The 13,957-nt window shown below is 64.3% G+C and carries 10 protein-coding genes; 5 read left to right on the top strand and 5 right to left on the bottom strand.

Annotated features, from left to right (window positions below; translation table 11 throughout):
* Positions 1-237 precede the first annotated feature (237 nt).
* The 4 genes from AC0L3B_RS13655 (at position 238) to AC0L3B_RS13670 (ending at position 7,462) form a co-directional block, all read left to right on the top strand.
* Positions 238-2,145 (top strand): acyl-CoA synthetase, encoded by a 1,908-nt coding sequence (locus AC0L3B_RS13655; protein WP_368507655.1) that lies wholly within the window; start codon positions 238-240, stop codon positions 2,143-2,145.
* Positions 2,146-2,337: 192 nt separating this feature from the next.
* On the top strand, positions 2,338-4,164 hold the full coding sequence (locus AC0L3B_RS13660; protein ID WP_473380517.1) for a caspase family protein: 1,827 nt from the start codon (positions 2,338-2,340) through the stop codon (positions 4,162-4,164).
* Positions 4,165-4,203: 39 nt separating this feature from the next.
* Positions 4,204-6,012, top strand: coding sequence for a caspase family protein (locus AC0L3B_RS13665; RefSeq protein WP_018455551.1), 1,809 nt, complete (start codon positions 4,204-4,206; stop codon positions 6,010-6,012).
* A gap of 124 nt (positions 6,013-6,136) precedes the next feature.
* Positions 6,137-7,462: an LVIVD repeat-containing protein gene (locus AC0L3B_RS13670; RefSeq protein WP_204511648.1), complete on the top strand. Its 1,326-nt coding sequence runs from the start codon at positions 6,137-6,139 to the stop codon at positions 7,460-7,462.
* A gap of 106 nt (positions 7,463-7,568) precedes the next feature.
* Here AC0L3B_RS13670 and AC0L3B_RS13675 read toward each other — a convergent pair whose 3' ends face one another.
* Positions 7,569-8,741 carry a M20 aminoacylase family protein gene (locus tag AC0L3B_RS13675; protein ID WP_204511647.1) on the bottom strand — a complete coding sequence of 391 codons (1,173 nt, stop codon included), beginning with the start codon at positions 8,739-8,741 and terminating at the stop codon, positions 7,569-7,571.
* A gap of 108 nt (positions 8,742-8,849) precedes the next feature.
* Positions 8,850-10,157 (bottom strand): adenylosuccinate lyase, encoded by a 1,308-nt coding sequence (purB, locus tag AC0L3B_RS13680; RefSeq protein ID WP_204511646.1) that lies wholly within the window; start codon positions 10,155-10,157, stop codon positions 8,850-8,852.
* Positions 10,158-10,731: 574 nt separating this feature from the next.
* Here purB and AC0L3B_RS13685 point away from each other — a divergent pair.
* Entirely contained in the window at positions 10,732-11,316 is a 585-nt protein-coding gene (locus AC0L3B_RS13685; protein ID WP_018455555.1) for a TetR/AcrR family transcriptional regulator, read from the top strand.
* Between the two features lie 57 nt (positions 11,317-11,373).
* Here the strand turns inward: AC0L3B_RS13685 and AC0L3B_RS13690 are convergent, their stop codons facing one another.
* The 3 genes from AC0L3B_RS13690 to AC0L3B_RS13700 all read right to left on the bottom strand — a co-directional run bounded on the left by AC0L3B_RS13690 (position 11,374) and on the right by AC0L3B_RS13700 (position 13,848).
* Positions 11,374-11,676, bottom strand: a complete 303-nt coding sequence (locus tag AC0L3B_RS13690; RefSeq protein WP_018455556.1) for a hypothetical protein — start codon at positions 11,674-11,676, stop codon at positions 11,374-11,376.
* A 143-nt stretch (positions 11,677-11,819) separates the two neighbouring features.
* Complete coding sequence (locus AC0L3B_RS13695) at positions 11,820-12,470, bottom strand: response regulator (RefSeq protein ID WP_204511645.1); 651 nt, start codon at positions 12,468-12,470, stop codon at positions 11,820-11,822.
* A 7-nt stretch (positions 12,471-12,477) separates the two neighbouring features.
* On the bottom strand, positions 12,478-13,848 hold the full coding sequence (locus tag AC0L3B_RS13700; RefSeq protein ID WP_204511644.1) for a sensor histidine kinase: 1,371 nt from the start codon (positions 13,846-13,848) through the stop codon (positions 12,478-12,480).
* Positions 13,849-13,957 lie beyond the last annotated feature (109 nt).

The raw sequence follows: 13,957 nt of genomic DNA on the forward strand, positions 1-13,957 counted from the left end.
CGCCAGGGCGCTGGCGAGGACGCCGGCATGTGAGTCCTATGCCAGTTCTTGGTCCCCGGATCGGGCGCGCAGGTTCAAAAGCCTCTCACCACAGCCCGAGGCCGTTAGGTCATGGACGAACGCCAAATCATCCATCATTCTGCCCGTGCTCGGCCGGCCCATCGGTCGAGGCCACGCCAAACCAAAATGTCAAAAGACAGGGGGCGCGGACATGCATCTGAGGGAGGACGGAATTCCATGGCGGGCATCCACGCGCTCGATCGGCTCATCGGCAGCGACTATCCGGACCTGGCGACGGACGCCGAGGTTCGAGCCTTCGAGCAGGTCCCTTACGCCGATCGCGTCGCGGCCGACAGCACCTATGACGCCATCAGGCTGGGTGCGGTCCGCAACCCCAACGGGCCGGCGATCCAGTTCCTGCAAAATGCCGATCCCGCCGACACGCCGGTCGTGGTCACGTACCGCGACTTCATCGCGCGCGTCACGCAGGCCGCCAACATGCTTCACGCGCTGGGCGTGGAGAAGGGCGACGTCGTCAGCTTCATGCTGCCGCTGGTGCCGGACGCCTTTGTAACGCTGTTCGGCGCGGAAGCCGCCGGCATCGCCAATCCCGTCAATCCGCTCCTGGAGCCGCACCAGATCGCGGAGATCCTCGAGGCCACGAATACGAAAATCCTGGTGGCGCTCGGGCCGATGCCGGGCACCGACATCTGGCAGAAAGTCGAGCAGATCAGGCCGCAACTCAAGCAGCTCAAGGCGATCGTGCAGGTGTTCGGTGCTGGCGATCCGGCGAGAGGAATCTTTGCCTTCAACGACCTCATCAAGCCGCAGCCTTCGGACCGCCTTATCAGCGGACGCAAGATTCTCGGCAGCGACATCGCCGCCTATTTCCACACCGGCGGCACCACCGGCACGCCAAAGCTGGTGCGGCACACGCATGCCAACCAGGTCTATCAGGCCTGGGCGCTCAATCTGCTGCTGAAGTCGAAGCCGGGCGCCAACATGCTGTTCGGCATGCCGCTGTTTCACGTCGGGGGCTCCTTGACGCAGGTGCTGACGACGCTGTCGGCTGGCGGTTCGCTGGTCGTGCTGTCGCCGAGCGGATGGCGCAACCCGAGTGCGGTGAAGAACATCTGGCAACTGGTCGAGCGCTTCAAGCCGGAGGCGCTGTCGAGCGTCCCCACGGTACTCGCCGCGACGCTCGCGGTACCGCCTGGCAATGCGGACATCTCCAGCCTGAAATATGCAGCCGGTGGGGGCTCCGCGATCCCGGTCGCGGTGGGGTCTGCGATCCAGGACAAGCTCAAGCTGCCGGTCGTCGAGGTCTACGGCATGACCGAGACCTCGAGCGTGCACACGCTGGCCTATCGGTCGCGGCCGATCCGGCTCGGTTCGGTCGGCCTTCCCATGCCTTACGCGCGGGTCCGCATCGTCCAGCTCGATGCCGAGGGCAAGCTGATCCGCGACTGCGCGCCGGACGAGATTGGCGTCGTCATCATGGCTGGCCCAGGCGTGTTCGGCGGCTATCTCAACGACGAGCACAACAAGGGTGCCTTCGTCGACGAGGTCTGGGTCAATTCCGGCGATCTTGGCCGGCTCGATGCCGACGGCTATCTCTGGATCACCGGCCGCGCCAAGGATCTCGTGATCCGCGGGGGCCACAACATCGATCCGGCGCCGATCGAGGAGATCATGTTCCGGCATGCCGCCGTCGGCTTTGCCGCCGTGGTCGGCCAACCCGACGCCTATGCCGGCGAGCTGCCGGTCGGTTACGTGCAGCTGAAGCCGGGCGCGACCGTCGAGCCGGGCGAGCTGGAGACATGGGTGCGCGAGCGTACGCCGGAGCGCGCCGCCGTTCCCGTACAGGTCATCTCGATCGATCCGATGCCGGTGACGGGCGTCGGCAAAGTGTTCAAGCCGCAGCTGCGCTGGGACGCAGCCCAGCGCGTGTTCACGAAGGTGCTGACGCCGCTCACTGAGCGCGGCATCGACTGCAAGGTCAGGGTCGGCGCCCACGGCAGCCACGGTTCGATCGCCACCGTGACGCTCGCGGGCCTGCCGGCGGATCAGCGCGAGGCGGTTGCGAGCGAGGTGCACGCACTGCTTGCACCGTTCGTGATGCGCCACGAGGTGGTGCAAATGTAACGGGCTCAACAGACGGCTTTGGCGTCAGCTCCAGAGCAGGGCGACGCTTCGCCGCATCATCCATACCCCGATAGAGCCCCTTATGTGACAAGTATCACATAGGAAGAATTGGTAATTGAGCCATGGTCCGAATAGTCTCGTGGAATTGCATCCGGGGGGACGCAAGTGATTCCGTTTCGGATATTTGTTTTGTTGATTTTGGCCATTGGCCTCGCCTGCGGACCAGCCCATGCGGACCGGCGGGTGGCGCTTGTCATCGGCAATTCCGCCTACAAGAGCGCGCCCAAGCTCGGCAATCCCGTCAACGATGCCACTCTGGTCGGCGGCATGTTCAAGAAGGCGGGCTTTGATTCCGTCGATGTCAGGCTGGATCTCAGCGCCAGCGAGATGCGGCGCATGTTGCGCGAGTTCGCCGGCAGGACCCGCGATGCCGATATGGCGGTGATCTATTACGCCGGCCACGGCATCGAGCTGGAAGGCACCAACTATCTCATTCCGATCGACGCGACGCTGGAGACGGATGGCGACGTACTCGACGAGACCATCCCGGTGGAGCGCGCGCTGTTCGCGGTCGAGCCGGCCAAGCAGCTTCGTCTGATCATCCTCGACGCCTGCCGCGACAATCCGTTTTCCAAGAGCATGAAGCGGACGCTGGCTTCGCGCGCGATCGGACGCGGGCTTGCGAAGGTCGAGCCGACCAGCCCCAACACCATGATCGCCTTCGCGGCAAAGGCCGGTTCGACTGCGTCCGACGGCGATTCGAGGAACAGCCCGTTCGCCACCGCGCTGGTCGAGCACTTGCCCAAGCCGGGCCTAGATTTGCGCAAGGCGTTCGGATTCGTGCGCGACGACGTGCTGAGGAGCACCGGGAACAAGCAGGAGCCCTTCGTGTATGGCTCGCTGGGCGGCGATGACGTGCCGTTGGTTGCTGCCAAGCCGGCTGCAACCGGTCCGCAGGCAAATCCGCAGGATTCGATTCGCAGGGATTACGAGCTCGCGCTGCAGCTTGCCACGCGCGACGGTTGGGAAGCCTTCCTGGCGCAATATCCCGAAGGCTTCTATGCCAATCTGGCCAAGGGCCAGATGAACAAGATCGCTGCTGAAGAAACGCGCGCGTCGGCCGAGCAAAAAGCGAACGCGGCCGAGCAGCAGAAGGCAAGGCTCATTGCCGAACGCGCCCAGAAGGCCGAGCAGGACAAGGCGGCCGCGGCTGCCAAGGCCGCCGAAGAGGCCCGGGTCGCGGCGGAGAAGCAGAAGCAGATCGAGCAGGCAAGGGCGGACGCGGCCGAGCACCAGCGCAAACTGGCTGAGGCTGCCGCGGCAAAAGCACAAGCCGAGAAGCAGGCAGCGGAGAAGGCCAGGGCCGAGCTTGCCGCCAAGCAGGCCGCCGAGAAGGCGGAGCAGGCGGTAAAACCGGCGGCCGATCGGCAGATGCCTGAGGTCGAGCAGAAAGTTGCAGCCCTTGCGCCGGCGCCGGCATCCACATTGTCGGTGGCTGATCTGACGAAATCACTCCAGAGCGAACTGCGCCGCGTCGGCTGCCTGTCCGTCACTGCGGACGGCGACTGGAATTCAGCTTCGCAGCGCTCGCTGGCGCTGTTCAACAAATACGCCGGTACTCAGTTCGATGCCAAGCTCGCCAGCGCCGACGCGCTCGATGCCCTGAAAGCCAAGCCGGGACGCGTCTGCCCGCTCATTTGCAATTTCGGCTCCAAGGCCGACGGCGATCAATGCGTGAAGATTACCTGCCGCGCCGGCTATCGCGTCGGTGATGACAACGAGTGCGAAAAGATTCAGGAGAAGAAGCCGGTCGCCACGCGTGAGGAATCGCGGAGGCGGGATACGGACCGGAAGGCAAGCGAATCTTCGCCGTCCAGGCCTGAGGCGAGTGGACAGATTATTTGCAGCTCGACGGGATGTCGCCCGGTGCAAAAGGGATGTCGGCTTGTCAGCGGGACGATCCCCGGCAGGGTTAGTTCGAATACAGCCACAGGCGGCAACTTCGAGGTCTGCAATTAGGGTGTCACAGGCAATCGCCCGTAAAAGGCTCGGCGTTTCATGATCGTCTTGCGATCTCTTTCACTGTTGATTTTCGGTCTTTGGCTGGGGTGCGGATCGGCCCAGGCCGACAAGCGCGTTGCGCTCGTCATTGGCAATTCCGCTTACAAGAACGCACCGCGGCTTGCGAACCCGGTGAATGACGCCGGGCTCGTGGGCAGCATGTTCAGGAACGCAGGCTTCGATACGGTCGAGGTCAGGCTGGATCTCAACGCCAGCGAAATGCGGCGATCGTTGCGCGAGTTCGCGGCCAGGACGCGCGATGCCGACATGGCAGTCATCTACTATGCGGGCCATGGCATCGAGCTGGACGGCAGCAACTATCTCGTTCCGACCGATGCGATGCTGGAAACTGACGGTGACGTCCTCGACGAGACGGTCGCGCTGGATCGCGCGCTGTACGCGGTCGAACCGGCCAAACAACTCCGTCTCGTCATCCTCGATGCGTGCCGCGACAACCCATTCGCCAAGACGATGAAGCGCACCCTGGCCTCGCGCGCGATTGGTGGCGGACTTGCCAAGGTCGAGCCGACCAGTCCGAACACGATGATCGCCTTTGCGGCCAAGGCGGGATCGACGGCGTCGGATGGCGACTCCCGCAACAGCCCGTTCGCGGTCGCGCTGACCGATCATCTCCCGAAGCCCGGGCTCGACTTGCGCAAGGCATTCGGTTTTGTCCGTGACGACGTCTTGAAGAAGACCGGCAACAAGCAGGAGCCGTATGTCTATGGCTCCCTGGGCGGCAGCGACGTGCCGCTGGTGCCGCTGAGGCCAGTCGCCGCAGCAGGTCCGCAGGCGAACCCGCAGGACAGTGTGCGCAAGGACTACGAGCTGGCGCTTCAGGCCGGCCTGCGCGAAGCCTGGGAAGCATTCCTCCAGACCTATCCGGACGGCTTTTACGCCAACCTCGCTCGTGTGCAGTTGAAGAAGATTGCCGCCGAGGAGGATCGCACGGTGGCGACCGAGAAGGCGCGTCTGGCCGAACAGGAGAAGGCGAGGCTCGCGACCGAACGAGCCCAGAAGGCCGAGCAGGAGAAAGCCGCCGCAGCTGCCAAAGCCGCGGAAGAGGCGAGGATCGCGGCCGAGAAAGCCAAGCAGATCGAGCAGGCCAAGGCGGAGGCGGCCGAACGAGATCGCAAGGCGGCGGAAGCTGCCGCGGCCAAGTCGCTCGCGGAGAAGCGGGCGCTCGAGAAAGCGGCGACGGAGGCCGCAACGAAGCAGGCGGCGGACAAGCAGGCGGCTGATGCCGAAAGCAGGAAGGTCGCCGCGCTGTCGCCGCCGCCAAGCTCCCCGCCGCCCGGCGATCTCGCGAAATCCGTTCAGAGCGAGCTGCGCCGCGTCGGCTGTCTTTCGGCCGCCGCTGACGGCGATTGGAACGCCGCATCGCAACGCTCGCTGACGCTGTTCAACAAATATGCCGGCACCCAACTCGACGCGAAGCTTGCAAGCGTCGACGCGCTCGATGCGCTGAAGGCGAAGCCAGGACGCGTCTGTCCGCTCGTATGCAATTTCGGCTTCAAGGCCGACGGCGATCAATGCGCGAAGATCACCTGCCGCGCCGGCTATCACGTCGGCGATGACAATGAATGCGAGAAGGTGCCGGAGAAGAAGCCGGTGGTCACGCGCGAGGATTCGAAGAGGCGCGACCAGGACCGCAAGGAGGCGGAGTCCGCGGCTCCGAAGTCGCAGTCCTCCGGGCAGATGATCTGCAACAACGCCGGATGCAGACCGGTCGCAAAGGGCTGTCACCTCGGGCCGGTGCCCAATGCGAACGCCAGCGCCAAGATCACCGGCGAGGTCTGCAACTGAGGGCCAGGCAGCGGTGATGTCCGGCCGGACCAGACACGTCTGCGGTTGAGGTGAGGGCAGGCGACACGAGGCTTGCGTGCCCCGCCGCAAGCGAGCATCATTCCCAAAAAAATGGGGAAAACCGATGCTTGAGCTCTCGCGCCGCAGTCACCTTCAGCAATTGTCGGCCGTGCTCGGATCCGCCGCGCTGCCTGGGTGGTCGAGATGCGCTAGGGCTTCGGAGGCAGACATTCCCTCCGAGGGCATCGGCAAGGGCATCAAGCACATCTCCTACAGCGACATCGGCGGACGGCCCGACAGTGTGCAGGTGATGTTCAACCGGCAGCATGTCTATGTCGGACATATGTTCAGCGACGGCGTGACGGTCCTGGACGCATCCGATCCGCGTGCGCTGAAGCCGGTCAATTTCTTCACCGCGGGACAATACACTCGCACCCACCATTTACAGGTGGCGGAAGACCTGCTGCTGCTTGCAAACGGCGCCAACATCGTCGCGATGCAGTCCTACGACAATATGCGCGGCTATTTCGAGAACACGCTGGTCGACAGCATCACCAAGGCCAAGAAATTCCGCTGTGGGCTGTCGATCCACGACATATCGAAACCGAACGAGATGCGCGAAATCGCATTCCTCGAAATGCCCGGCTTCGGCATCAATCGGCTGTGGTGGCCGGGCGGCCGCTATGCCTATGTATCGGCGCATCTCGACGGGTTCACCGACCACATCCTTTGCGTGGTCGATCTCAAGACCATCACCAAGCCGGAGATCGTCGCGAAATGGTGGCTGCCGGGCATGAACCGTGCGGCCGGCGAGCCGGCAACGCCGAAGGGCAAGCGCTTTGCGCTCCATCACATGATCACGGCGGGTGATCGCGGCTATGCTGCCTGGCGCGATGGCGGCTTCACCATTCACGACATCGGCGATCCCGTGAATCCAAAGCTGCTGTCCCACATCAACTGGTCGCCGCCCTTCGCCGGCGGGACGCATACGCCGCTGCCGCTGCCCAAGCGACAGCTCGCAATCGTCGCCGACGAAGCGAACGCGGACAATTGCGCCAAGGGGCTGTTCCATACATTCGTTCTCGACGTGCGCGCGCCGGCAAATCCGGTGCCGATCGCGACCCTGCCGACCCCGCGCGACCGCGATTTCTGCACGAACGGCACCTTCGGTCCGCATAATCTGCACGAGAACCGCCCGGGCTCGTTCCAGAGCGAGGAGACGATCTTCGCAACCTACAACAATGCCGGCGTCAGGGTGTTCGACGTCAGGGACGCCTTCGCACCGAAGGAGATCGCGTATTGGGTGCCGCCGACACCGAAAAAGCTCATCGATCCGCGCCCGAACGTCGCGCTCGCGGCCAAAACCTGCGACGCCTATGTCCGGCCTGACGGGCTGATGTTCGTCTCCGACTGGAACGCCGGCATGCACGTGCTGCAATATCAGGGATGAGCGGTGTTGTAGGGTGGGCAAAGGCGCGAAGCGCCGTGCCCACCATTTGCAGCGGAGAAGTTTGTGGTGGGCACCCTTTCGCTTTGCCCACCCGGCGAGACCTGCACTAACCCGCCGGCATCCGCGTCTCTACCAGGCGCGCCCAATACGACGCGCCGTGGCCGAGGATGTTGTCGTTGAAGACGTAGGCCGGGTGGTGGCACTCGTTGCCGTCGCCCATGCCGACCAGGATCATCGCGCCGGGGCGCGCTTCCAGCATGAAGGAGAAGTCTTCGGCGCCCATCATGGGAATGAACTTGTCGTTGACGCGCTCGGCACCGACGATGTCGCGGGCGACGTCGGCGGCAAGGCCGGCCTCGCGCGCATGGTTCATCGTCACCGGATACATCCGCATGTACTTCGTTTCGGCCGAGCCGCCATAGGCGCGGGCGACGCTCTCGGCGACCTCGCCGATGCGGCGCTCGACGAGATCGCGCACTTCAGGATCGAGCGTGCGCACGGTGCCGCCGAGCTCGGCGACCTCCGGAATGATGTTGAAGGCGGTTCCGGAGTGGAATTGCGTGATCGAGATGACGGCCGATTTGAGCGGATCGACGTTGCGCGCGACGATCGATTGCAGCGCGTTGACGATCTGAGCGCCGATCAGCACGCTGTCGATGGACTTGTGCGGACCCGCGCCGGCATGGCCGCCCTTGCCGTGCACCGTGATCTGGATGTTGTCGGAGGAGGCGAGCATCGCGCCGGGTGTGGTCGCGAAATGGCCTTCGGGCAGGCCCGGCATGTTGTGCATGCCATAGACCTCCTGGATATTCCAACGCGTCATCAGCCCGTCCTCGACCATGGCTTTGCCGCCGCCGCCGCCTTCTTCCGCGGGCTGAAAGATCACCACGGCCGTGCCGTCGAAATTGCGCGTCTCGGCGAGGTATTTGGCGGCGCCGAGCAGCATCGCGGTGTGGCCGTCATGGCCGCAAGCGTGCATCTTGCCGGGGACCTTGGAGGCATAGGGTACGCCCGACGTCTCCATGATCGGCAGCGCATCCATGTCGGCGCGCAGGCCAATGGTCTTGCCCGAGGCGGACTTGCGGCCGCGGATCACGCCGACGACGCCGGTGCGGCCGATGCCCGTCACCACCTCGTCGCAGCCGAACTCGCGCAAGCGGTCGGCGACGATGCCGGCGGTGCGGTGGACGTCGTATTGCAGCTCCGGATTCTCGTGGAAGTCATGGCGCCAGGCGGCCATTTCGTCGGAGAGGGCGGCAACGCGGTTGACGATGGGCATGAGGGAGGTCCGCCTTGATTTGTAGCCCGGATGAGCGAAGCGAAATCCGGGATTTTTTGTGGGAAAAGTCCCGGGTGTCGCTGCGCTCACCCGGGCTACGAATGACGCTCAGCTTTCGCCGAACACGCGCTTGAAGATCGTGTCGACGTGCTTGAAGTGATAGCCGAGGTCGAACTGCTCGTCGATTTCGGCGTCGGTGAGATACTTCTTCACTTCAGCGTCCTTCTTCAGGAGCTGGAGGAAGTCGCCCTCGCCGCGCCAGACCGGCATGGCGTTGCGCTGCACGAGCTTGTAGGCGTCCTCGCGGCTTGCGCCCTTCTGCGTCAGCGCCAGCAGAACGCGCTGCGAATGCACGAGGCCGCCGAGGCGGTCGAGGTTCTTCTGCATGTTGGCGGGGTACACCAGCAGCTTGTCGATCAGGCCGGCGAGGCGGACCAGCGCGAAGTCCAGCGTCACGGTCGCGTCGGGGCCCATCATGCGTTCGGCAGAGGAGTGCGAGATATCGCGCTCGTGCCAGAGCACGACGTTCTCCAGCGCCGGGGTCACATAGGCGCGCACCATGCGCGACAGCCCGGTGAGGTTTTCCGAGAGCACCGGATTGCGCTTGTGCGGCATCGCGGACGAACCCTTCTGCCCTTCGGAGAAGAACTCCTCGGCTTCCAGCACTTCGGTGCGCTGCATGTGGCGGATCTCCACCGCGAAACGCTCGACCGAGGAAGCGATCACACCGAGCGTCGAGAAATACATCGCGTGGCGGTCGCGGGGGATGACCTGCGTCGAGATCGGCTCGGGGACGAGGCCCATGGCATTGGCAACATGCTGTTCGACGCGCGGGTCGATCTGGGCAAAAGTGCCGACCGCACCAGAGATGGCGCAGGTGGCGACTTCCTTCCGCGCCGCGATCAGGCGCTCCCTGGCGCGCGAGAATTCGGCATAGGCATAAGCGAGCTTGAGGCCGAAGGTCACGGGTTCGGCATGGATGCCGTGGCTGCGGCCGATGGTCGGCGTCATCTTGTGCTCGAGGGCGCGCTTCTTCAGCGCCGCCAGCACCTTGTCGAGGTCGGCGAGCAGCAGGTCGGCGGCGCGAGTGAGCTGGACGTTGAGGCAGGTGTCGAGCACGTCGGAGGAGGTCATGCCCTGATGGACGAAGCGCGCTTCGGGGCCGACGATCTCGGCGAGGTGGGTGAGGAAGGCGATGACGTCGTGCTTGGTCTCGCGCTCGATCTCGTCGATGCGGGCGACGTCGAAAGTGGCGTCCTTGGCCTTGGCCCAGACCGTTTTGGCGGCCTCCTTGGGAATCGTGCCGAGCTCGGCAAGGGCGTCCGCCGCATGCGCCTCGATCTCGAACCAGATCTTGAACCGGGTCTGCGGCTCCCAGATCGAGGCCATTTCCGGGCGGGTATAGCGGGGGATCATTGGACTGCTCCAGGAAGGTGGGCGGGCGACCCAGAAGGGGCGACCTGCCAAAATGCTTTTTACGCCGTGACTTAGCAGAGCGGGGAGAGCGAAACAAACGGCACCGGCAACGTAGCGGGGGATGATTGGGCTGGGTGGGGGCATCGGCCGGCCGCGGCGCGCGATGAGCGGAACGTGCCCCGGGGCCGCAGATATTAACTGTCAATCACGGATCATTGACTGACAGATATTGAAATCTGTCAGCGAGACGTGTATATCCGTTCTCGGACGCTCCAATTGGGCGTCTGGCGGCATCCCGGGAGCCCGACGTCCCAAGCAGATGGGGGATTGAGGGTCGCAATTGAACAACAGGGACCGCCAATTGATTGGAGACTTACGACAATGACGACCGAAATCATCAATTTGACCGGGACGATTGGGCACTGGCTCAATTTACTGGTGGCGCGCCAGATCGCGGCGCAGGCTGCAAAACTGCCTCATTAAGGCGAGAGCTTTCCGAAACGACCGGCACGGGCGCTTCGGAAGCAGCTCTGTCGCCGGGTAACTGAGCCCTCAACGGGAACATGGTGCTGGCATGAACGAAGCCGTTATCTTGACGCCGGAGCGGATCCTCGAAGTCACCGAGGACGTGCTGCGGCGTTACGGACTGGCCAAAGCCACCGTGGTCGACGTTGCCCGTGCGCTCGATGTGAGCCATGGCAGCGTCTATCGCCATTTCCCGAGCAAGGCTTCGCTGCGCGAAGCGGTTGCCAAACGCTGGCTTGACCGCATCGACGCGCCGCTGCTGGCGATTGCCAAGGAGCAGGGCCCGGCGCCTGACAGGCTCGACCGCTGGCTGCGCACGCTGTTCGCCGCCAAACGTTCGCGTGTGCTCGACGACCCCGAGATGTTCGACACTTATCTGACCCTGGCGCGCGAAGCCTGCGCGGCCGTCAAATGTCACAAGGACACCATGATCGACCAGATCGCGGCAATCCTGTCCGACGGCGTGACGCAGGGCGTGTTCGCCGTCGATGACGTCAAGACCACCGCGCGTGCGATCTTCGATGCCACAGTCCGCTTTCACCATCCGGCCCATGCCGACGAGTGGAAGGATGCCGATCTCTCGGCGCGTGTCGATGCGACGCTGGCGCTGGTATTGCGCGGGCTGAAGGCGTAGGCCGAATACTCCACGCGCTGTTCCAAAGCCGTTCGATCGTCCGCATGGGCGGCGCTTTTATCCGTCGACCTTGTGGGCGAGGGCACCATCGCGAAGCGAACGCGGATGGTGGGACTTTTTCCGCGCACGAAGAGCGGTACCCGCCAATGGCACGACCGGCGGGCTTTCCGGATACGCATTGACTTCAATTTCGACGAGGTCCTTCGCCCGCTTTCGAAGCCTGTAGAATGCAAGCTCCTGTTCGAGCATGGGGCAGTGGAATCGAATGGTTGCTGTGTCTGGCAAGCGGCAGAGTTCATCGATGAGCTCGCCGACAGTGATGAGCGCGGGATAGGTAGCTTCGCGGATAGCCTTACTCATGGCGGAACTCCTTCACTGCGGTACTAACTGGAGTTCGATGGCCTCCGTTCCAATCCGCATCGCAAGGCGGTCGAAATATACCTGGGAGACGCCCGCATGCGGAGGATGGCTCCGTGCGCCTGCCTCCAGGGAGGGGCAAACATCTAGATCTTCGTCAGTCCACAATTGGCTGCCAGCCGCACCAGCTGCGCATCCGTGCGCGCGCCGGTCTTGGTCTTGATCAGATAGTGATAGTTCTGCACCGTCTTGACGCTGAGATTGAGATGCGCAGCGATCTGTTCGGTCGTGGCACCGCCGGCGAACTGGCGCAGGATCTCGATCTCGCGTTCTCCCAATTGATCCAGCGCCGAGCCCGCCGACAGACTGTCCTCGGCCAAGATGTGCGCGATGTCGTCGCTCATGGCGCGCTCGCCGCGGGCAACGCTGCGGATCGCGGACACGACCGCGGACGGCTCGCTACTCTTGGTGACGAAGCCGCTGGCGCCGGCACTGAAGGCTGCCTTCACCAGAACGGCTTCGTTGTGCATGGTAAAGACGAGGATGCGCGCCCGCGGACTGCGCGCGCGGATGTTGCGGATGGCTTCCAGTCCGCTCGCGCCGGGCATCGAGATATCAAGCACGACGACATCAGGATCGCTCGCCTTGAAGGCGCTGTAGGCATCCGCAGCGTTGTCGGCTTCCGCCACGACATGCAGATCACCCTGGCTTTCCAGCACGCGCCGATAGCCTTGCCGCACGATCGGATGGTCGTCGACCAGCAGCACGGAAATGCCCGTTGCCGTAATCTCGTTCATGCCGGCCTCATGCGGCGAGCGGGATGGTGGCGGCGACGCTGAGTCCGCCTCGGGCGGGCAGGATCGAGAATGATCCACCGGCCGCTGCGACGCGCTCGCAGATGCCGGTGAGGCCGAAGCCGGCCGACTGCTTGACGCGTGCCGCGTCGCCGCCGCCATCGTCGTCGACACGGATCAGCAATGCATCGTCGTCGCCCGCGCGCCGTTCCACGCTGAGCGAAATCTCGCGTGCCGCGCCGTGGCGCAACGCGTTGGTCAGGCATTCCTGCGCGACGCGATAGGCCGTGATAGCGGCCGGGCCGCTGATGTCGGTGAGGTCGCCCTTGAGATCGAGCTGGATCGTCGGCCGCGCCGAGCTCTGCGAGCGCCAGCTATCCACCAAATTCACGAGGCTCGCCTCCAGCCCAAGCTCGGCGGGCAGAGGATTGCGCAGGCGCTTCAGCGCGTCGCGCAGCGAGGCCATCAGATGATGCGTGGCCTGCGAGATCATCCGCGCGTCCTGCACGATGTCGTCGCGCTTATCTGCCTTCGTGCTCGCCGTTTCGATGGTGTTGGCGAAGGCGAGGATGGCCGAGAGATTTTGTCCGAACTCGTCGTGCAGCTCGCGGGCGAGCGCGCAGCGTTCGTCGTCGCGGATCTCGATCAGGCGCCGCGTCAGCGCCGCGCGCTGTTCGGTCGCCTCCTCCAGCCGGCCGCCGAGCTCGCCGACGGCGCTGCCGATCATCGCCAGCTCCATCGAGCGGAAGCGCGGCAGTTTCGTGCGATAATGGCCGCGGGCCATGCGCTGCAAGGCCGTGACGATCGTGCGCGCCGGCGCCAGCGCATGCGCGATCGCGAGCGAGGCCAGCAGCGCGATCGCCGCCGCCATCAAAAGCGCGACGTCGATCACGTTGAGGATGTACTCCCAGGCGAGCGAAATGGCGGCCGTTTCATCCGGCGTCGCGACCACCGTTCCGGCGGTCGCCGCGCGGGGACTGACGGGCCGTATCACTTCGGCATGGCTGCCGAGGAAGGTCGGCACGATCGACGCGAACCAGCGCGGCGGCGTCTTGCCCAGCCCCTCGCTCTGGCCGCAGAGCGGCTTTTCGAATGCGATGGCCGGTTGGAATTCGACGCAGACGCCGGGCGAGATCAGCTTCATCGTCTCCAGCGTGCGCCACTCCGGAACCGGCAGAAGCTGCTCGCGTGTTCTGCTGCTACGCAACAGGAATTCGTGCCAATACAGGGCCTGAAGCGCCTGGGCGACCCGCTGCGCCGAGGCCGCAGTTGCCCGGTCGACGCTGCGATAGGCGTCGAACGTGGCCCAGATCGTCGCCGCCCCAAGGCAGAGCGCGACGATGAGAAACAGACGGGCGACAAGCTGAAGCACAAGGCGCATGCGATCACCCCAAAGTTTGCTAAGGTCAGCCTAACAACGCCGCCGCGCCTTGCCAATTGCGAGGCACGGCAAGATGGCAGCTCGGGCAAATTTCCCAAGCCGGATTGGG

It is taken from the genome of Bradyrhizobium sp. Kon56, assembly GCF_055807635.1.